Below are 19520 nucleotides of genomic sequence, written 5' to 3' on the forward strand. Positions count from 1 at the left end.
TTGGAAGACCCATGTTTGGTGACACCAGCCTCACGCAATTCATCTTCGGGCGGCTTACCTGGGAAGCGATCCCCTATCATGAACCCATCCTCGTCGCGACCTTCGCGGTCGTGGCAGTGGTGGGCCTTGCGATCCTCGCCCTGATCACGAAATACAAGCTCTGGGGCTATCTCTGGCACGAGTGGTTCACGAGCGTCGATCACAAGAAGATCGGCATCATGTATATCATCCTGGCGATCATCATGCTTTTGCGCGGCTTTGCCGATGCGCTGATGATGCGCCTGCAGCAGGCGATCGCCTTCAACGGCAATGAGGGCTACCTCAACCCGCATCACTACGACCAGATCTTCACCGCCCATGGCGTGATCATGATCTTCTTCGTGGCTATGCCCTTCGTCACCGGCTTCATGAACTATGTCGTGCCGCTGCAGATCGGCGCACGTGACGTCTCCTTCCCCTTCCTCAACAACTTCTCGTTCTGGATGACCACCGGCGGCGCCGTCATCATCATGATGTCGCTGTTCGTCGGCGAGTTCGCGCGCACCGGCTGGCTTGCCTATCCGCCGCTCTCGGGCGCCGACTACAGTCCCGGCGTCGGGGTCGACTATTACATCTGGGGGCTACAGGTGGCGGGCGTCGGCACGACGTTATCGGGCATCAACCTGATTGCGACCATCGTGAAGATGCGCGCCCCGGGCATGACCTTCATGAAGATGCCGGTCTTCACGTGGACTTCGCTCTGCACCAACATCCTGATCGTCGCGACCTTCCCGATCCTGACGGCGACGCTGGCACTCCTGTCGCTCGACCGCTACCTCGGCATGAACTTCTTCACCAATGACCTTGGTGGCAATCCAATGATGTACATCAACCTCATCTGGATCTGGGGCCACCCGGAGGTCTACATCCTCGTCCTGCCGGCCTTCGGCATCTTCTCCGAGGTTGTTGCGACCTTCTGCGGCAAGCGTCTCTTCGGCTACACCTCGATGGTCTACGCCACCTGCGTGATCATGATCCTGTCGTACCTGGTGTGGCTGCACCACTTCTTCACGATGGGGTCTGGCGCGTCGGTCAACGCCTTCTTCGGCATCACCACGATGATCATCTCGATCCCGACGGGTGCCAAGATGTTCAATTGGCTCTTCACCATGTATCGCGGCCGCATCCGCTACGAACTGCCGATGCTGTGGACCATCGGTTTCATGGTCACTTTCGTCATTGGCGGCATGACCGGCGTCATGCTGGCGATCCCGCCAGCCGACTTCGTGCTGCACAACTCGCTGTTCCTCATCGCCCACTTCCACAACGTCATCATCGGCGGCGTGCTGTTCGGGCTGATGGCCGGGCTCGTCTACTGGTGGCCAAAGGCCTTCGGCTACAAGCTCGATCCGTTCTGGGGCAAGATGAGCTTCTGGTTCTGGCAGATCGGTTTCTTCTTCGCCTTCATGCCGCTCTATGTGCTTGGCCTGATGGGGGTGACCCGCCGTGTCAGCCAGTTCGAAGATCCGTCGCTGCAGATCTGGTTCATCATCGCCGCTTTCGGCGCCGTCCTGATCGCGATCGGCATCGCTTCCTTCATCATGCAGCTGATCGTCAGCTTTCTGCGCCGCGAGCAACTGCGCGAGACGTCCGGTGACGCCTGGGATGCCAGAACGCTTGAATGGTCGACCTCGTCGCCGCCGCCGGACTACAACTTCGCCTTCACCCCGGTCGTGCATGACCACGACAGCTGGTACGATATGAAGAACCGCGGCTATGAGCGTCCGCTCACCGGTTTCAAACCGATCCATATGCCGAAGAACACCGGCACGGGCGTCATTCTCGCCGGTATCAGCGTCGTGCTTGGTTTGGCGCTGATCTGGTACATCTGGTGGCTGGTGGCCGTGTCCTTCATTACCCTGCTTGCGGTCGCAATCGGCCATACCTTCAACTATCAGCGAGATTTCTTCATCCCCGCAGAGACTATAGCGGCGACTGAAGATGCACGCTCCAAGCTGCTCGCGGAACGGACCTGAGACGATGAGCGAAACCCAAGTCCAAGAAAACGAGAAGCCGCAGTTCTACATCACGGAAGAACATCACCCGGAACACAGCACCATGCTGGGCTTCTGGCTCTACCTGATGAGCGACTGCCTGATCTTCGCCGTACTGTTTGCCACGCACGGCGTCGTCGGCCGCAACTACGCGGCGGGACCGTCACCGGCCGACCTGTTCGACCTTAGCCTCGTTGCTTTCAACACGGCGATGCTGCTTCTGTCGTCGATCACCTATGGCTTTGCCATGCTCCAGATGGAGCGCAACGCCAAGATGGAGACGCTCTTCTGGCTCGGCGTCACCGGCGTGTTCGGCGCAACCTTCCTGGCTGTGGAGCTCTATGAGTTCTATCACCTGCTTCACGAGGGCGCCGGCCCGACACGTTCGGCCTTCCTGTCGTCGTTCTTCACGCTGGTCGGCACGCACGGCCTGCACGTCACCTTCGGCATCATCTGGCTGATCACGCTGATGGTGCAGGTCAGCAAACACGGGCTGATCCCAGACAACCGTCGCCGTTTGATGTGCCTGTCGATGTTCTGGCACTTCCTCGACGTGATCTGGATCGGCGTCTTCTCCTTCGTCTATCTCCTGGGAGCTCTCGGATGAGCGCACAATCCGACCACGAAAGCGCGTTCGAACCTCACCACGCGCACAGCCATCACGGCGATGCCGCCGGTCACGGTTCGTTCAAGAGCTACATGACGGGCTTCATCCTCTCGGTGATCCTGACGGCTATCCCGTTCTGGCTGGTCATGGGCGGCGTGCTGGACAGCAAGCTTTTGACCGCCGTCATCGTCATGGGCATCGGCGTCGTCCAGATCGTCGTGCACGTCATCTACTTCCTGCACATGAACGCCCGTTCCGAAGGGGGCTGGACGCTGATGGCGCTGATCTTCACGATCGTCATCGTCGGCATCGCGCTCGCAGGTTCGCTCTGGGTCATGCATCATCTCAACACCAACATGATGCCGATGACCCACGAGATGATGAAGAACATGCCCTGAGCGCGGGACGGGGCAGGCGGATACGACGATGATCACCGACGACAAGGCGACGGGGAGGGTCCGCCTATCCTCTCGCGCTCGCCTGATGATGACGGGTGCCTTGCTCATCCTCGTTGCGGTGTTCCTGGCGCTCGGCACCTGGCAGGTGCAACGGCTCTATTGGAAGCTCGATCTCATCGCCCGGGTAGAGGCGCGTGTCGGGGCGCCCGCGGTGTCGGCGCCGGCACAATCCGATTGGGGTGCCGTCAGCCGGGAAAAGGACGAATACCGCCGCGTCAGCGCGACCGGTACCTTCAGGCACGACCAAACCGCTCTGGTACAGGCGGTGACGGAGCTTGGCGCCGGATTTTGGGTCTTGACGCCGATGCGGCTTGAGGATGGCTCAACCGTGCTGATCAATCGCGGCTTCGTGCCGGCCGATCGCCGCGATGTTGCCGGACGCGGTGAGGGTGAGCTCGACGGAACCGCTACGGTAACCGGGCTTCTCCGCATCACCGAACCCGGCGGCGCCTTCCTGCGGTCCAATGACCCGGCAAGCGATCGGTGGTTTTCGCGAGACGTCGCCGCGATCGCCCCAGCGAAGGGCCTGCACAATGTCGCGCCTTACTTTATCGATGCGGATGCAACACCCAATCCCGGTGGACTGCCGATCGGCGGCCTCACGATCGTCCGCTTTCGCAACAGCCACCTGGTCTATGCGCTGACGTGGTTCGCACTCGCGACGATGAGCGCCGCAGGTGCGTATCTCGTCTACCGCCAGCGGATCAAAGCAGACTGAGAGCGCCGGGTATGCTCGGTTCCGGCTGGGACGGCTGATGCCGCTCGCCCGAGTTCAACGAAACAGGGCGCTCGACCCGTGTTCCGGGGAGCGCCCTGTTCGGACCCGGAGTGCCGTCATCGCATGCTGATAGCATCGCTGATGACAAGCTCTCGAAACGGGTGATGTCCCTTAAATGGAGTGGGCGGCTGCAATTTCAAGGGACCAGTGCGGGGCCGGTTTCGAGTAGGCTTCAGATGATGGCCGGCGCAGCGGCGCATTTGGGACCGAGGGTCCGCAAAGACCTTGCCCGAGGCGTGCGATCCGGCACGATATCCGTCGACAACATGAAGCCCACGCAGGACTGACGGCCAGTGCATGCAGGCGCTTCGGCCCTGCGAAAGTTTCTGTTGGATCGGTCCCGAAGCGCAGAACCTCCAACGGAAAGTGGCCCTCTTGAGAAGGCCACTTCTGATGTCCAGCGGATTACTTGGCGCCGATGGCCTGAAGGCCGGCCGTGGCGCAGTTCGCGTCGATATCGCCCGACGGCGCACCGCCTACGCCGATGCCGCCAACCAGGGCCTTGCCGAACTTGATCGGCACGCCGCCAGCCTGGATCACCATCCGGGCGTCCATGTCGCGAAGACCTTCATTCGCCGGCTTGGAGGCGATGAACTCGCCGAGGCCAGCCGTGTCGCGACCCATGGCAGCAGACGTAAAGGCCTTGCCCTGCGCGCTGTTACCGGTGTGCGGACCGGAATTGTCGGCCTTCAGCAGCACCTTGGTTGCGCCATCGCGACCAACCACGGCAACGCTGACATTGTGGCCTTCCGCGGCGCAAGCCTTCACTGCGGCTTCGGCAGCCTTGACGGCCATGTCGAGCGGCAGGTAGGCCGCGGTCGGGAGTTCCTGCGCCGTGGCGGCGACGGGAGCGAGAAGCGCGGCTGCGAGCACGATATTGCGGATCATCATAGGTTCCTTTCCTGTTGATGTGGAAAGGCTATCCCGCCTCGGCTGTCGCCGGTATTCGTAGACCTTGCGCGAGCATCCGTAGTTCTACGGAGTTTTCGTTCCGTCGAGCCAGATGCGCGTCATCTCCGCCTGCGACGTGCTGCCGAGCTTGGCACCGATTGCGGCGCGATGGCTTTCGACGGTACGCGGCGAAAGGCCGAGACCTTCGGCGATCTGGCGGGTGGTGAAACCCGCAGCGATACGGTCGAGAACTTCGCGCTCGCGCTGCGTGAGCATCGCCAGCAAAGCGAGCGTCTCTGCCTTCTCGGCATGCACGCGCATGGTGCGCTCCAGCAGTTCATGGCCCTTATGGATCGCATCGATCAAGTCCTGCTCGTCGACAGGCTTCGAGAGAAAATCGATCGCGCCATTACGGAAGGCACGACGGCAGGCCTCGATATCACCATGACCGGAGATAACGATCGTCGGCCAGTCTACCCCATGCTCCCTTAGTCTTTCCTGCAGCTTCAGCCCGGAGATGGCGGGCATGCGGATATCGAGCACCAGGCAGCCGGGCTCGAGGCGCGAAACCTGTGTCAGAAAGGCTTGCGGATCAGAAAAACCCGTGACCTTGATGCCGACCGTCGAGAGCAACAGGCTGAGCGCGCGACGCACCGCATCGTCATCGTCAACGAGATAGACGGGGAGGGTCATCGCATCGGCTCCTCGGTTCGGCGCGCACGGGGCAACGTCACCCTGAAGGTGGCACCGGGGTCGCTCTCGACCAGCGCGATTTCGCCGCCGGCGCGTTCCACCAGCCGCTGGCTCAGCGCCAGTCCGAGCCCGGTGCCACCGGCGCGGGTCGTCACGAATGGCGTAAACAGCCGCGGGCGAAGTGTTTCCGGAACGCCGGGGCCGTTGTCGGCGACCTCGAAGACCACCGTGGTATCGTTCGCGCTCAAGGTAACGGTCACGCGTCCTGTATCGCCCGCCTGTTGAGCCAATGCCTCAAAGGCGTTGCGGACCAGATTGAATGCGACCTGTTCAATCTCGACCGGATCGGCAACGACCGAAACCGGTGTTTCTGGAACTTGAAAATCAAGCTGAATTCCGCGTGATATCGCGTCTGGTTCAAGTAACGCTTCAACATTTGCGAGCGCCTGACGCAGATCGAAGGCAGCAACCGGCGCCGCATGGGGCTGCGACCAGTTGCGGAACCTTTCCAATATGGCGGATGCCCGGCGCGCTTGGCTGACTGTATCCTCCAGTACCGGAGCAAGCGCTGCGTCTTGCCCTTGGCTGAGCAGCCGGCGCCCGGCCTGCGCCTGCGCAAGGATTGCAGTCAGGGGCTGGGTCAGTTCATGCGCCATGCCGCTCGCCATTTCGCCAAGCGCGTTGACGCGCGAGGCGTGCGTGAGGCGCGATTCGAGCGCGCTGAGCGTTGCCTGCTGTTCTGCAGCGCGCGTGCGCGCACGCTGGCGCAATGCGGCCAATCCAGCGAGGTAGGCAAGGCTCACCACCAGAAGCGTCAAGCCGGTCTGTACGGTCGGGAACATGTCCGCGAACCCGATCTCCATGCCTGTTTCGAGCAGCAATGGCTGCGATACGCTGCTCAGCGCCTTCGAAAAGCGGATTGCCTCGGGCAGGGCGGCCGGCTGGAGCAGGGGGTGTCCGTCCGGCAAAGATAACCGCACCGCGACCCCCGGGCGAGACCAGAATGGCCCGCCGTCTCCGATCAACTTTGCTGCATCGATACCAAGCATCAAACCATAGCGCGCCTCGTCGGTGTTCGGGCTGCGCTTGACCATGATGTAGTGGTCGGGGCGTTGCGGATGGGGCAGGAGAGCGATGCGCCCGTCCGAAGCTCTGGCAGCTGTCCGGATGAGCTCGGCGGCCTTGGCGTCGAGTGAATCGGTCCCGACGGTCTCCGCATTTGGATCCAGGGGGACGAGCTGAACCTCGTCGATCCGCGGATAGAAGCGCGCAATCGTGCGGGCGACCTCGAGGAACAGGTCGTGCCTGCGCCCTTCGGAGGCGACGGCAACGGCCGACAGCGCGGTCAGGTGCGCATCGTGCTGATCGGCCCGCTGGGAGGCCAGGCTATGGAGAAGCGTGCTCTCTTGCTCAAGTTCGGCAACCAGCGCCTGGCGTTCCCAGACCGCCAGCATGCCTCCACCGACAATCAGGAGGAGACACCAAAGGACGACCAGATAGAAGGGGCGTTCGAAGATCGAGCGATTGCTGTGCATCATCGGTTCGGCGGTCTTGTAGTTATGCGCTGCCTTCAGCAGAGAGCGGTCGCAGGTCAGGCGCGATCGTGTTCGCCTCGATCATCTCGCCGGTGAAATGCGCGCTGTCAATCCATCGAGCTGCAAGCATTGCCCAGGCATCGATGCAACAGCAAGCTTCGCGCCGACTGCGAATCCATGCAGTGCTCCGTCTCCGTCGACGCACCCGCGAGGGTGTCGCTGTCCCTTACCGACCTCTACCCGTCCGCTACCAGAGTCGTCCGAGCCCAATCCGATCCCGGGCCGCAATGTCCCCGCAACACAGCGCCGCCACGCTCTCCGCCTGGAGTGATCGAAGGAGACTGGGCAGGACGGGCCGATCCAGGCGCGATGAGGATGATGCGCTCCTACCAACCCACGCAAGCTCGGGCGTAGTGCGCCACATCGCCGACGTGCTCTGCTCGATTGCTGCATTCCTGGCAATCAGTTGGCACTACAGTGCCACTGCCAAAACAGCGATTTCATCAAGCACTTGGCCAGGTTTTCTAAAATCCGACCATCACTCTCGCCTGACGACCCGCCAGGAGAAGCGTCTCGTGCGGCTGGAGCTGCCGCCAAGCGCCACCACGTGTAGATCTCTAAACATGAACAATTTTTAATTGTTTTTCAGCGTGTTGCGCCATTGAAGCGGCCAGATTCGCGCCCAATTTCGGAAGCGTTGGCACGACGCGCGCTCTTTCCCACGATTCGCCTCCGCCGCCCCAATTGGCCGAACAGATCAGCAAGGATCCGCTGCATGTGCGTTCACCCGCAAACGGACCACGCTGGCTGTGCGGATACCGTCTTCTGGCTCCAACGTCGCGGTCCCTCTTGAGGCGGACGTCCGGAGCATATCAGGGATCGCGGAGGCGCTGATGGCCAGTCGATCAAGTATCGCGATCCTCGTCGCCGCGGGTTTCCTCTGTGTGGCCGCCGTTGGGTTCAGTGTGACGCGGACGGCCGTACTGAGCGAGGCAAAGCCCGCAAATGGTGTTGCAGCCAACTCCAGACATGGAGGCAGCGTGTCCGTCGAAACGGCCACGGTCGCGCTTCAGGACGTGCCCGTCATTGTCCATGCCTTGGGCAATGTCCAGGCGCCCGAAACCGTGGAGGTCGGTGCCCGCGTCGCAAGCCAGATCACCGCCATCCACGTGAAGGACGGGCAGATGGTCAAGGCGGGGGATCTGCTATTCACGCTGGATGACCGGGCAACGCAGGCGCAGCTCGCGCGTGACACGGCGATCGTTGCCAAGGACGCTGCGCAGCTCTCGGACGCGAAAATAGAGCTGGAGCGCGCAAAAACCCTGCGCGACGACAAGACGGGCACGCAGCAGACCTATGACACCGCTTTCGCACTGCAACAGTCGGCGCAAGCAACGCTTGATGCTGACCGGGCATCGGTCGACGCCGATCAGGTCGCGCTGAGCCTGACCCGGATCACGGCGCCTATCAGTGGCCGCCTCGGGGTCGTTCAGGTCGCTCTCGGTGATCTTGTCGGTCAGACGGGCGCTACCTCCACCAATCTGGTGACGATTACGGCGATAGACCCGATCGAGGTTGCCTTCCATTTGCCGGAAGAGCAATTGCAGACGTTCAAGGCGCTGCTCGATCAGGGCAAACCGCCGCGCGTGCGGGCCAGGCTCAGCGGTTCGGAAACGGCCATAGGCGAGGGCGTGCTCGACTTCATCGATTCCTCGGTCGATTCCGCCTCCGGCACGATCACCATGCGGGCGACCTTTCCCAATGGCGCGCAAAAACTATGGCCGGGTCAGTTCGTCGATGTCGATATCGAACAGGAGCAATTGCATCAGGCGCCGGTGATCCCGAGCGTTGCCGTGCAACCAGGCCAGAACGGCCCCTTCGTCTTCCATGTGAAGGATGACAACACGGTGGAAACGCTGGCCGTGAAGCCTCTGTTCGATGACGGCAAGCTGGCCGTGATCGCTTCGGGCCTCACCCCGGGCGAAAGGGTCGTGGTCGAGGGACAAGCCCGCGTGAAACCAGGCGACATCGTAAAGGCGGTGCCTCATGGCAAACAACCGCTGACGGATTGAGTTTCTGCGATATTTCGGGAGTGAACGAAGATGCCACTGTCCGAGTTCAGCATTCGCCGTCCGATCGCCACCACGCTGTTGTCGGTCGCGCTCATCCTGGCGGGTGCCTTCAGCTATCTCGTCCTGCCGATTGCGGCCCTGCCGCGCACCGACTTCCCGGTCATCAACGTCTCGGCCTCACTGCCGGGCGCTTCACCGGACACCATGGCGACCTCGGTTGCAACGCCGCTTATCAAGCAGTTCGCGACGATAGCGGGGATCGACACGATCTCGACGACCAATGCCCTTGGCTCCACGTCGATCTCCATCGAGTTCGTGCTCGGGCGCAGCATCGATGCCGCCGCCGCCGATGTGCAGGCGGCCATCACCAGAACGCTGCGGCTCCTGCCGCAGGATATGCCGGCGCCGCCAAGCTATCGTAAGGTCAACCCGGCCGATGCCCCGGTTCTGCTGCTGGCGCTGAAGAGCGATACGGTGCCTCTCACCGACCTCGATGCAATCGCACAACAGGTGATTTCTCCCACCTTGTCGGTGCTCGACGGGGTTGCCGAAGTGTCCATCTTCGGCAGCCAACAATTCGCCGTGCGCATTCAGATGCACCCGGATGCGCTCACGGCGCGTGGTATCCCCGTGGATGCGCTGAAAACCGCGGTCGTTGCGGCCAACGACAATTCCCCGCTCGGCACCGCGCAGACGAAAGACCGCCAGGTCGCGATCGTTGCCGATACGCAGCGGATGAACGCTGCGAGCTTCGCAAACATCATCATCAAGAGCGACAACGGCAGGCCTGTGCGGCTTGGCGATGTTGCGACGGTGGTCGATTCCATTGCCAACGATCAGACGGCGAGCTGGCATGACGGATCGCGCGCCATTATCCTGGCAATCCTGCGCCAGCCGGATGCGAACACGGTACAAGTCGTCGACCGGGTGCAGGCGCTCCTGCCGTCGCTGCGCCAGTCGCTTCCCGCGTCCGCCTTCATCGAAACGCTCAACGATCGTTCGACCTCGGTGCGCGGCGCGGTGCGCGACGTTCAATTTACCCTCGCGCTGACCGTTGGACTGGTGATCCTCGTTATCTTCGTGTTTGTCCGCCGTCTCTGGGCAACACTTATCCCAGCGTTAGCCGTGCCGATCTCCATCATCGCCACGTTCGCCGCAATGTATCCACTCGGCTTCTCGATCGACAATATCTCGCTGATGGCGCTGACGCTGTCTGTCGGGCTCGTGGTGGATGATGCGATCGTGATGCTGGAAAACATCGTTCGTCACATGGAGGAAGAAGGCGCCGACGCCTTTTCCGCCGCGCTTGCCGGTTCGAAAGAAATCGGCTTCACCATCGTCGCAATCTCCCTTTCGCTGGTCGCAGTGTTCATCCCGGTCCTGTTGATGGGCGGCGTCATCGGCCGCATCCTCCACGAGTTCGCGGTGGTCGTCACCGTGGCGATACTCGCCTCCGCCTTCGTTTCGCTCACGCTGACGCCGATGCTCGCCGCGCGACTGCCTGCCAACAAGGACAACGCGCCAGCGACCGGCGTGCTTGCGCGGCTGGACCTTGCGTTCGAGCGCGGCTTCGCTCGCGTCGTGAATATCTATGAATGGCTGCTTTTCATCTGCATCCGGCAGCGTGGCCTGGTGCTTCTTTTCTTCCTGTTCACCGTCGCAATCACGGCCTATCAGATCACGACGATCCCCAAGGGCTTTTTCCCGCAAGAGGATATAGGCCAGCTCCAGGTCACCACCCAGGCGCGAGAGGATATCTCCTTTGCCGCGATGTCGGATCTTCAGTCCAAGGTAGAGGCGGTCTTTGCCAAGTCGCCCTATGTCGCGCATGTGGCAAGCACGATCGGCTCGGGCGGCGCGTCGACGGCGCTCAACACCGGGCGGCTGTTCGTGGAACTCAAGCCCAAACGCGACCGCCCTCCGCTCGAAACCGTTCTCGCCGAATTACGCCGCGAGCTTGCGGCCATTCCCGGCATCCAGGCGTATATGTCACCGATCCAGAACCTCTCCGTAGGGTCGCGCGCTTCCGCGAGTCAGTACCAGCTGGTCCTCCAGAGCCTCGATCAGCCGCTGATGAACGAGTGGGCACAAAAGCTCCGCGATGCGATGAGCTCTGATCGCGCTTTCTTCACCGACGTCAACAGCGACCTTCAGATCAACGCCCCGCAAACGCGCCTGGTCGTCGACCTCGACAAGGCGGCAACGCTGGGAGTCGATGCCAGTCAAGTGCGTTCGACACTCTACGGCGGCTTCGGCGCCGAGCAGATCTCAACGATCTATACGGCTGGCGACAGCTATGAAGTCATCATGGAACTCGATCCGAGCATAGAGTGGTCTGCCGACAGGTTTTCCGAACTGCGCGTCGGCGGCGCGAATGGTGCGCTTGTGCCCCTCGGCGCCTTCGCCCGCGTCGAAACGGTGTCCGGGCCACTCACCATCAATCAGCTGGGCCAACTGCCGGCAGTCACGATCTCCTTCAACTTGCCGGCGCAGGTTGCTCTTGGCAACGCACTTGCGGAGGTCGCGCGCCTCAAGAGGGAGATTGGTATGCCCTCGGAGATCGCCACCCGAAACTACGGCACCACGCAGCTCTTCGAGGATGCCGCCGCCAATCAGGGGCTGCTGATCCTCGCGGCGATTGTGACGATCTATCTGGTGCTCGGAGTTCTCTATGAAAGCCTCATCCATCCGCTGACCGTGCTCTCCGGCCTGCCGTCGGCGATTTCCGGGGCGCTTCTTGCGATCTACTTCTGCGGCTTCGACCTCTCGATCATCGCTATCGTCGGGGTTCTGATGCTGATCGGCATTGTCAAGAAAAACGCGATCATGATGATCGATGTGGCGCTGGCGCTGCAGCGTTCTGGCAGTTCGGCCCGCGAGGCAATCCACCGCGCCTGCCTTATGCGCTTCCGCCCGATCATGATGACCTCCGCCGCCGCGATAGTGAGCACATTACCGATCGCGGTCGGCAGTGGCGCGAGCGCCGAACTGCGCCAGCCGCTAGGTGTCGCGGTGGTCGGCGGACTCATGGTATCGCAGTTCGTGACCCTCTTCGTGACGCCCGTGATCTACCTCTACATGGAGGACGTGACGCGGTGGATCTCAAATCTGCTTCGCGTGACCGCAAAGCCTGAACGACGACTACCAACAGGCGTCAGCCAAACTGTCGTTGATCCGGCGGGCTCCCCAACCGACAAATGACGGTGCGAACGCGCTCTGGCTTCTATCCCTGTGGCCAGCCAGAAGGTTTTTCTAGTTGAGATTGCGGCGCGACGGTGGTGCAATGCCCGGCGTGTAGCTAGACCATTCTCTCCCGACGATCGAACCGAGCGGCCAATGTCGATTTCAGATGCGATCTACCGCCCCTTCGAAACGCTGATCCGACCGCTCGACATCCCATACCAACCACTTCCCACAAGCGGACCCGTCGCGGTCTTTCTGCATTTCATCCGGATGTTTCGTGGCGTCGTCATTGCCATGGCGCTGACGTCTATGGCCGTGGAGGCCATCAACCTGACGATCATCTGGGGGCTATCGGTGATCGTCGATGGTGTAGCGACACAGGGCGTCGAGGTCTTCGTCGAGAACCGGTTCTGGCTGTTGGCGTTCCTGGCCTTTCTAATCTTTCCGGTGATGCCGGCCTTCTTCTACATCACCAACATCCTGAACTCGCATACGATCGGCATCAGTCTGCCGATCGCCATACAGTGGCAGGGGCACAAGGCCATCGAAGGGCAGGATCTCGCCTTCTTCCATGATCTGTTTGCTGGGCAGGTGGCATCGCGACTCGGCCAGGTCGCAACTGCCGTTCAGCAGCAGATCCTGATTGCCTTTCAGACGGCGCCGCGCTTCCTGCTTCAGATCGTCGGCTCGGTTCTGCTCCTGTTTGCGCTCTCCTGGCAGTTGGCGTTGCCGGTCGTCCTTTGGGTGGTCGTCAATGTGCTCTTCACCATCAAGGTCGTGCCGGATTTCACAGAGCGCGCACGGCGCTCGGCAAAGCAGAACAGTCTGGTTTCCGGCGCAATGACCGACATCTACGGCAACATCCAGTTGGTCAAGCAGTTCGCTGCCGAAGACAGCGAGGCGGGTGCGCTGCGGAAGATCATGTCAAAGGCGGTCGGTACGCTGCACCACGAGCAGCGCATCTACCGGACGACGGAACTCGTCGTCATCAGCCTCAACATGCTGCTCTGGCTCGTCATGCTGGGCATCGGCTTCTGGGGGCTGTTCGACAGCTTTTTGACGGTCGGCGATTTCGTTGCGACCGTCTATATCCTCCAACGGCTTTCGGCGAGCTCCTTCACCTTCCTGCAGATGGGACAGCAGATATTCAAGGCGCTGGGCACGATCAAGGATGCCATGCCGGTCATGACCACGCCGCCGACTGTGACCGATCGACCGGACGCAACGAAGCTCACCGTTCCGCGCGGCGAAATTCGGTTCGAGAATGTTCGCTTCGCCTACAAGGTGGACCGGCCGGTCATCGATGATCTGTCGCTGACGGTTCGCCCGGGCGAGAAGGTGGGTTTGGTCGGCCTGTCCGGTGCGGGCAAGACGACGCTGGTCAGCCTGCTACTGCGTTTTTATGACATCCAGGGGGGCACCATCCACATTGACGGGCAGGACATTCGCGCCGTGAGCCAGGCGAGCCTGCGGCGAAACATTGGTGTCATCGCCCAGGATGTCGCGCTCTTGCACCGGTCGGTCGGCGACAACATCCGGTATGGTCATCCCAAAGCAACCCGGCCGGAGATCGAGCAGGCCGCAAGGGCAGCGCAAGCCGATGCCTTCATCGCTGAACTGACCGACGGCGAGGGTCGCAAGGGCTACGAAGCCTTTGTAGGCGATCGCGGCATCAAGCTATCGGGAGGTCAGCGACAGCGTGTTTCGATCGCGCGGGTGCTGCTGAAGAATGCGCCAATCCTGATCCTCGACGAAGCGACGTCAGCACTGGACAGCGAGGCCGAGGCGGCGATCCAGGATAAGCTCAACCTGCTGATGGGCGGCAAGACAGTGATTGCCATTGCCCACCGCCTTTCGACGATTGCTAGGATGGCCAGGATCATCGTTCTGGATCGCGGCCGGATCATCGAGGAGGGCACACCGGATGCGCTCCTGGAGCGAGACGGGCTCTATGCCCGTCTTTGGAAGCGACAGACCGGCGGCTTTATTCCTGAAGAACTGGATTGATCGCCGCCGTCCAACGTCAAAGGCCGTGCTCCAGTCAGCTGGCATCGTGCCCAAGCAAGGCTCATTTTTCACAGAGTCGCCGTCCGCCATAATAGGGCTGATAGGTGCAGTCCGACGGCCTGAAGGAACGATAGCTGCGGGAGCAGGCCGTGATGTTGCAGGACTGCGGCGCGGCCGGGCTTTCGACAAGCGCTCCCGCCGCAGGCGCCGCCATCGCTTCCCGCATGAAGTCGCGCCAAATATGCGCTGGCAAGGCGCCACCCGTGACCCCCTTCATCGGCGTATCGTCGTCATTGCCAACCCATACGCCGGCGACGAGTGGCTCCGTGAAGCCGACGAACCAGGCGTCGCGATTGTTTTGGCTGGTGCCGGTCTTGCCGGCCGCGAACGCGCCGGGAGCGGCCCCGCGTCCGGTTCCGCGCTCGACCACCAACTGTAAAAGGCCAACGAGATCCGGCTGGTAAGCGGAGAGATCAATGGTCGGCGCGACCTGTGAGCCGACACGGAACGCCTCAGGCTGCCCGGCCGCCTGAAAGTCGATGATGCCCCAGGGTTCTACGGGCGCCTTTCCGAGATGGACGGAGGCATAGGCGCTGGTGAGGTCAAGCAAGCTGACCTCGGAAGTGCCGAGGGCCAAGGACGGCGTATTGGCAAGCGGCGCGTTTATGCCGAGCTCGCGCGCTGCGGCGATCACATTGTCGAGCCCGACCTCCTGGGCAAGCGCCACCGTTGGCGCATTCAGCGAGCGGGCAAAGGCCTCGGCAAGCGTGACCCAGCCGCGATAGCGGCCACCGGAATTCTCGGGCGACCAGCCGTTAATGTCGATCGGCGCATCCAGGACCTGGTCGGACAGAGTGAACCCGGCCTTCAGGGCCGCATAGTAGACGAACAGCTTGAAGGTGGAACCCGGTTGCCGCATGGCGGTCACCGCGCGATTGAATTGGCTTTGCTTATAGTCGCGACCGCCGACCATGGCGACGACCGCTCCGTCGGGCGTCATCGCAACCAACGCGGCCTGGGATACCCCGGCCGCCTTTCCTTCCGTATCCAGCGCGTTTGCCAGAACCCTTTCGGCGATCCGTTGCAGCTGTGGGGACAGTGTCGTGCGTACCGTCGTCGAACCCGGCGATGCGCCGGCGATTTCGCTCGCCTGCGGCGAGATCCAGTCGGCGAACCAGCTTCCGGATCGCGGCGTCGGCGTCGTCGGATGGAGCGTGGCGAAGCTCGCCTTGACTTGTGCAGCCTCGGGTGCGGTGATCTTGCCATTGGCTACCATCGTGTCGAGGACGACCGATGTGCGTTGGCGCGCACCCTCAAAATTGTCGATCGGATTCCACTGGCTCGGCGCCCGCAACAGGCCAGCCAGCATCGCCGATTCCGGTAGGTTGAGTGCGCCGATGTCCTTGTTGAAGTAGATCCTTGCGGCTGCGGGCATGCCGGTGGCGCCGGCGCCGAGATAGGCGCTGTTGAGGTAACGCGTCAGAATTTCCTGCTTGCCCAGCTTCCACTCCAGCCACAGGGCGATCACGAACTCCTGGATCTTTCGTTTCATTGTTCGGTCGCTGTCGAGATATTGCAGCTTGATGAGCTGTTGGGTGATGGTGCTGCCGCCCTCGACCACCGAGCCAGCTTCGAAGTTCCGCACAAGCGCCCGTCCGATCCCTCTGACATCGATGCCGAAATGGTCCATGAACCGGCGGTCCTCGATTGACAGCACGGCATCAATCAGCCGCGGAGGGAATTGGTCGTACTGTGCGTAGGGTCCCTGATAAGGGCCTTGTCTGACCAGCGGTCCTCCGTCCGCCGTTTCCAGCACCACGACAGGCTTCAAAGTTCCGTCCCGGATCTCGCTCCAGGGAACATCCTTCAGCGCCCACACGAGTACAGTACCGGGAAGAAGGAGGCAGGCGAGGAGGGCCAAGCCGATGGCAACCTTCCACCAGCTTGGCCTGACGAAGGTGTGTGCGCGATCTTCGGAGGGCTTCTTACGCAGCGCACCCAGCCGGTTCCCGAACTTCGCCAGAGCAGCCACGAACCACCCACGGGGATCGTCGGCAGTTGATGCGGCTTCGTCTGCATTCGAAGGGCTGAATTTCGTTTTCAGGTACGAAGCCGCATGCTTGGTCTTCGCGCGGACCAAGGTTGCACCCACCTTCAAGTCGTGGCCGAGCGCAACCAGCAGATGGCGAGCTGCCTGTCCGCTTTGGCCGAAGAGTGTCGGGGAGGGGGTGGCTTTCGTGGATTGATCCGGCCCGTCGGATGGGTTTGAAGCGCCCGTCTGGAGCACGACATGCTCGACAGTCGATTCCGAGCTTTCCGGGCGATCGGCACCCTTGCTGGTGGTGTTTGCAATCTGGGTTGAGGTCTTGGGAGGGCGTGGCATCGGCTACCGCTAAATGGATCTTCCGGAAGATAGCGCGACCTTGTGACCTGACAATGTTCATGATGCAATGTGCAATTGGCCGGCAGGCGGGTGTTTCCGGCAACAGAACTCGCTCTCGCGGCGGTGCACATGGCGGGTCCGAAAGGACCGCGCAAAGCCTATCGTTCGGGTTCGGTCAGCGGTGCTAGCGCCCTGTCAGCGCTCAGGACTGGTCTCGGAACAGGTCCTCTTAGCGCCAGTAGATAGGCAAGAAGGAACAGCCCCCATGCCAACATCCAGCATGCGGCCGCGGCGACGACGGGATTGAAATACGCGCTACCGATCCATTCGGCCAGAATGCGAATCATTGCGGCGAGGCAGATAAGAGCGAAAGCACATGCCATCTTCCCGTTGAGCACGAGTACGCCTTCGTTGCGTGCCATCGCAGCACGCATCATGAGGGCCGCCATCATTGTTCCCATTGCCCCCATGGTCGCCGCATGCACGGCGGTCGCGGGTGACATCTGGTCTGGAAAAATGGTGGCGAAGCCAATGAGCAGAAGAGCCGCCGGCGTCCAGGAAAAAGCAAGATGCAGAATGAAGAGCGCCGGGTAGCGCCGGGTTCTCAGGCATTGCCAGCCGCTCATTCGTAACACGAGCGCCAAGCCGGACAGTACGAGGAAGATGCCCTCTGCATTCGATTGTTCGGAAGCGTTGAGCCAGGCGGCGGCAACTATGCCGCCGATCGCCAGGTAGGAAAGCTCGGGCTGGTCCCGAACGAGATCTGCCTCACCAGTTCGTCCGAGCCAGGAGCGTGTGAAAGCGGGCACCGCACGGCCGCCGATCAGGGTGATCAAGGCGAGGAAGATCCGCGGCACTGCCTCTGCGACGAGATAGCTTGCCTCTCCGTCAAGCCACAGCGAGCTGAGCATGCCAATCAGCGCCATGGCGAACGGTGCCCAGAAGCGGCGTCCCGCTCTGCTCGATACACCCCCCCGGGCGAGAACGACCGCGAGAAAGACGAAGTAGGCTGACATCCCGACCGCTGCAGCAACGACCGAGAGGTGCGCCGAAAGAGCCGTCGTCAGGCGGGCCACGCACCAGAGAACGGTCGCGAGCACGGTGACATCACGCGAGACCGGGCCCTTCTTTGTCCAGGCAGGCAGGGCGGTCAACAGGTAACCACCTGCCGCCGCACCGGCCATGCCGAAGAGAAGCTCATGGCTGTGCCAGGCGGCTTTGTCCGGTCCAATACCCTCGGGCAGAAGCCAGACCGCAGGCGCGACAAACGCCCATAGACCCGCCAGAAAGAACAGGGGTCGGTGCGGCGCCTGCCAGATCGATGTCCACGCCTTTGGCGCCGCGATCATCAAATCGTCTGGAGGCCGGCCTCGAAGCGCGGAAACAGCACGGCATTTTCGAGATGCATATGAGTGACGAGGTCGTCGGTGAGCTTACGCAACCCGGTATAAAGCGCAGCCCACGAACCGCAGGCGCCGTCCGGCAAGGAAAGCCCGTGGGTGACGTGCTCGATCGTTCGCAGATGCTCCACCTCGTCGTCGTGCTCGCGCCGCATCTGGGCGATCGGATAGGAAATCGTAGCGCCATCACCGCGCTGCATCATCGGGAACAGCACGAGCTCTTCCTTCATCATGTGGCTTTCGAGCTCGTCGCGCAGCGCCTCCAGGGCTTGGGAAAGCCCGACAGGCGCCGACGGATGGCCGACGTGTACCCGTTCCACCTTCTGAGCAAGCGGAATCAACCATGCGAGCTCAGCACGGTGCGTTTGGTGGTACCTGTGGAGGAGGTGAGCGATGAGATCGGCGGTCTCCTCCGGGGCATCTCGACTTGCGGAACGCTTGAGCGTTTCCAGTTCTGTAAGCAATGCCGAAGGGGCGATACCGGCCTTGAGCGCAGCTTCCGACAACAACATCTTGCCGCCGCAACAGAAGCTGATGCCGTAACGGCGGAAGAGTTCCGCGGCCCCCGGCAATTCGGCTGCGATCGTTGCGACTGTGCTTTCGAGGCTGAGATCGATCATCATCTGTTCCTTGTTGGATTTTGCAGACGGATTCCGAGCAGCGCTCGGACGCATCGAAGTCGTCTGGGGTTGAGGCAATGTGTATCGACCCCTCCGGCGCCGGGGACTTCCGGGCTGCCGCGCGGCGCAGAGAGCATCCTTAACTACGCGAGGTGAGGAGCTTCGTCTTTGTGCCTGCGCAAACGCCAGAACCGCGCGTGCGTCTCGTCTTCGACCTACCGGTTCCTCTTAGGTGCGGGGCGTCGTCCGCCCAGGAATCGACTTCGACCGCGAGCCGTTTTTTGACCGGTAATATGTCCCGAGCCAGGAAAGCGTCAGACGCATCCGCGAGGTCGACACGCCGATCCCACCTTGTCCGTCGAGCACGGTGAAGCTGACGATGGTTAATGTAGAGTAAATGTCACGCTCGGGTCACGCGACAAGGAGACGATGTCGCGATAGGTTGCAGGGTCAATTCAAACCCTGCAATGCCGCTCATAGCGCTTTCGGTTCCTTCAGCATGGCCAGCGCCGAAGCGGCATCCCGTATGGAGTGGAATATCATGCGCCGCTATTTGTTCAACATCTATGCAGCAGGCGTCGTCAGCCGCGACGAAGTTGGCCGGAAATACCCATCGGATGGACCCGCAGTTGCCTATGGTCAAAGGATTGTCGATGAACTGACCAAGGACGACGACTATTGCGACGCCGTCATCGATGTGGTTACGGCGTCAGGGCGTCTGGTTGCGCGACTGATATCGAGCGAAACACCGCTCGTGCATCACGTGAGGCAACCGACGCGACAGATTTCGCTGCACTGAGCCTGCTGATCTCGCCAATCTGCCGACGGGCACAGTGGATTGATCCGCGTGGACAACCGAA

General features: G+C 61.7%; 14 protein-coding genes. 8 read left to right on the top strand and 6 right to left on the bottom strand.

Annotated features, from left to right (window positions below):
* The first annotated feature begins 11 nt into the window (after positions 1–11).
* From cyoB to ACN9MO_RS21425, 4 genes are read left to right on the top strand one after another with little or no spacing between them, the layout of a single operon-like run.
* Positions 12–2015 (top strand): cytochrome o ubiquinol oxidase subunit I, encoded by a 2004-nt coding sequence (cyoB, locus tag ACN9MO_RS21410; RefSeq protein ID WP_113737186.1) that lies wholly within the window; start codon positions 12–14, stop codon positions 2013–2015.
* A 4-nt stretch (positions 2016–2019) separates the two neighbouring features.
* On the top strand, positions 2020–2640 hold the full coding sequence (gene cyoC / locus ACN9MO_RS21415; RefSeq protein ID WP_058326970.1) for a cytochrome o ubiquinol oxidase subunit III: 621 nt from the start codon (positions 2020–2022) through the stop codon (positions 2638–2640).
* Positions 2637–3038: a cytochrome o ubiquinol oxidase subunit IV gene (cyoD, locus tag ACN9MO_RS21420; RefSeq protein WP_112994917.1), complete on the top strand. Its 402-nt coding sequence runs from the start codon at positions 2637–2639 to the stop codon at positions 3036–3038. Before cyoC ends, cyoD begins: the two co-directional genes overlap by 4 nt.
* Positions 3039–3066: 28 nt before the next feature.
* Complete coding sequence (locus ACN9MO_RS21425) at positions 3067–3816, top strand: SURF1 family protein (protein ID WP_113737187.1); 750 nt, start codon at positions 3067–3069, stop codon at positions 3814–3816.
* Between the two features lie 465 nt (positions 3817–4281).
* Here the strand turns inward: ACN9MO_RS21425 and ACN9MO_RS21430 are convergent, their stop codons facing one another.
* The 3 genes from ACN9MO_RS21430 to ACN9MO_RS21440 form a co-directional block, all read right to left on the bottom strand.
* Positions 4282–4764, bottom strand: a complete 483-nt coding sequence (locus ACN9MO_RS21430) for a GlcG/HbpS family heme-binding protein (RefSeq protein ID WP_057249716.1) — start codon at positions 4762–4764, stop codon at positions 4282–4284.
* An 87-nt stretch (positions 4765–4851) separates the two neighbouring features.
* Entirely contained in the window at positions 4852–5460 is a 609-nt protein-coding gene (locus ACN9MO_RS21435; RefSeq protein ID WP_057249588.1) for a response regulator transcription factor, read from the bottom strand.
* Positions 5457–6914, bottom strand: coding sequence for a sensor histidine kinase (locus ACN9MO_RS21440; protein ID WP_425987679.1), 1458 nt, complete (start codon positions 6912–6914; stop codon positions 5457–5459). The genes ACN9MO_RS21435 and ACN9MO_RS21440 overlap by 4 nt, the downstream gene beginning before the upstream one ends.
* Before the next feature lie 1121 nt (positions 6915–8035).
* Between ACN9MO_RS21440 and ACN9MO_RS21445 the strand changes: the two genes are divergently transcribed.
* The 3 genes from ACN9MO_RS21445 (at position 8036) to ACN9MO_RS21455 (ending at position 14257) form a co-directional block, all read left to right on the top strand.
* On the top strand, positions 8036–9067 hold the full coding sequence (locus tag ACN9MO_RS21445) for an efflux RND transporter periplasmic adaptor subunit (RefSeq protein ID WP_425987682.1): 1032 nt from the start codon (positions 8036–8038) through the stop codon (positions 9065–9067).
* A gap of 30 nt (positions 9068–9097) precedes the next feature.
* Positions 9098–12268, top strand: coding sequence for an efflux RND transporter permease subunit (locus ACN9MO_RS21450; RefSeq protein ID WP_425987685.1), 3171 nt, complete (start codon positions 9098–9100; stop codon positions 12266–12268).
* A 135-nt stretch (positions 12269–12403) separates the two neighbouring features.
* Positions 12404–14257: an ABC transporter ATP-binding protein gene (locus ACN9MO_RS21455; RefSeq protein WP_113737192.1), complete on the top strand. Its 1854-nt coding sequence runs from the start codon at positions 12404–12406 to the stop codon at positions 14255–14257.
* A gap of 61 nt (positions 14258–14318) precedes the next feature.
* Here ACN9MO_RS21455 and ACN9MO_RS21460 read toward each other — a convergent pair whose 3' ends face one another.
* The 3 genes from ACN9MO_RS21460 to ric form a co-directional block, all read right to left on the bottom strand.
* Entirely contained in the window at positions 14319–16640 is a 2322-nt protein-coding gene (locus ACN9MO_RS21460) for a PBP1A family penicillin-binding protein (protein ID WP_113737193.1), read from the bottom strand.
* Positions 16641–16798: 158 nt separating this feature from the next.
* Positions 16799–17989 carry an NnrS family protein gene (locus ACN9MO_RS21465; protein WP_113737194.1) on the bottom strand — a complete coding sequence of 397 codons (1191 nt, stop codon included), beginning with the start codon at positions 17987–17989 and terminating at the stop codon, positions 16799–16801.
* Positions 17989–18660, bottom strand: a complete 672-nt coding sequence (ric, locus tag ACN9MO_RS21470; RefSeq protein ID WP_113737195.1) for an iron-sulfur cluster repair di-iron protein — start codon at positions 18658–18660, stop codon at positions 17989–17991. Before ric ends, ACN9MO_RS21465 begins: the two co-directional genes overlap by 1 nt.
* Before the next feature lie 541 nt (positions 18661–19201).
* Between ric and ACN9MO_RS21475 the strand changes: the two genes are divergently transcribed.
* Complete coding sequence (locus tag ACN9MO_RS21475; protein WP_141679501.1) at positions 19202–19459, top strand: DUF6894 family protein; 258 nt, start codon at positions 19202–19204, stop codon at positions 19457–19459.
* Positions 19460–19520 lie beyond the last annotated feature (61 nt).

Origin of the sequence: Ensifer sp. R-19 (assembly GCF_049905105.1) — a bacterium.
Classification (GTDB): domain Bacteria; phylum Pseudomonadota; class Alphaproteobacteria; order Rhizobiales; family Rhizobiaceae; genus Ensifer.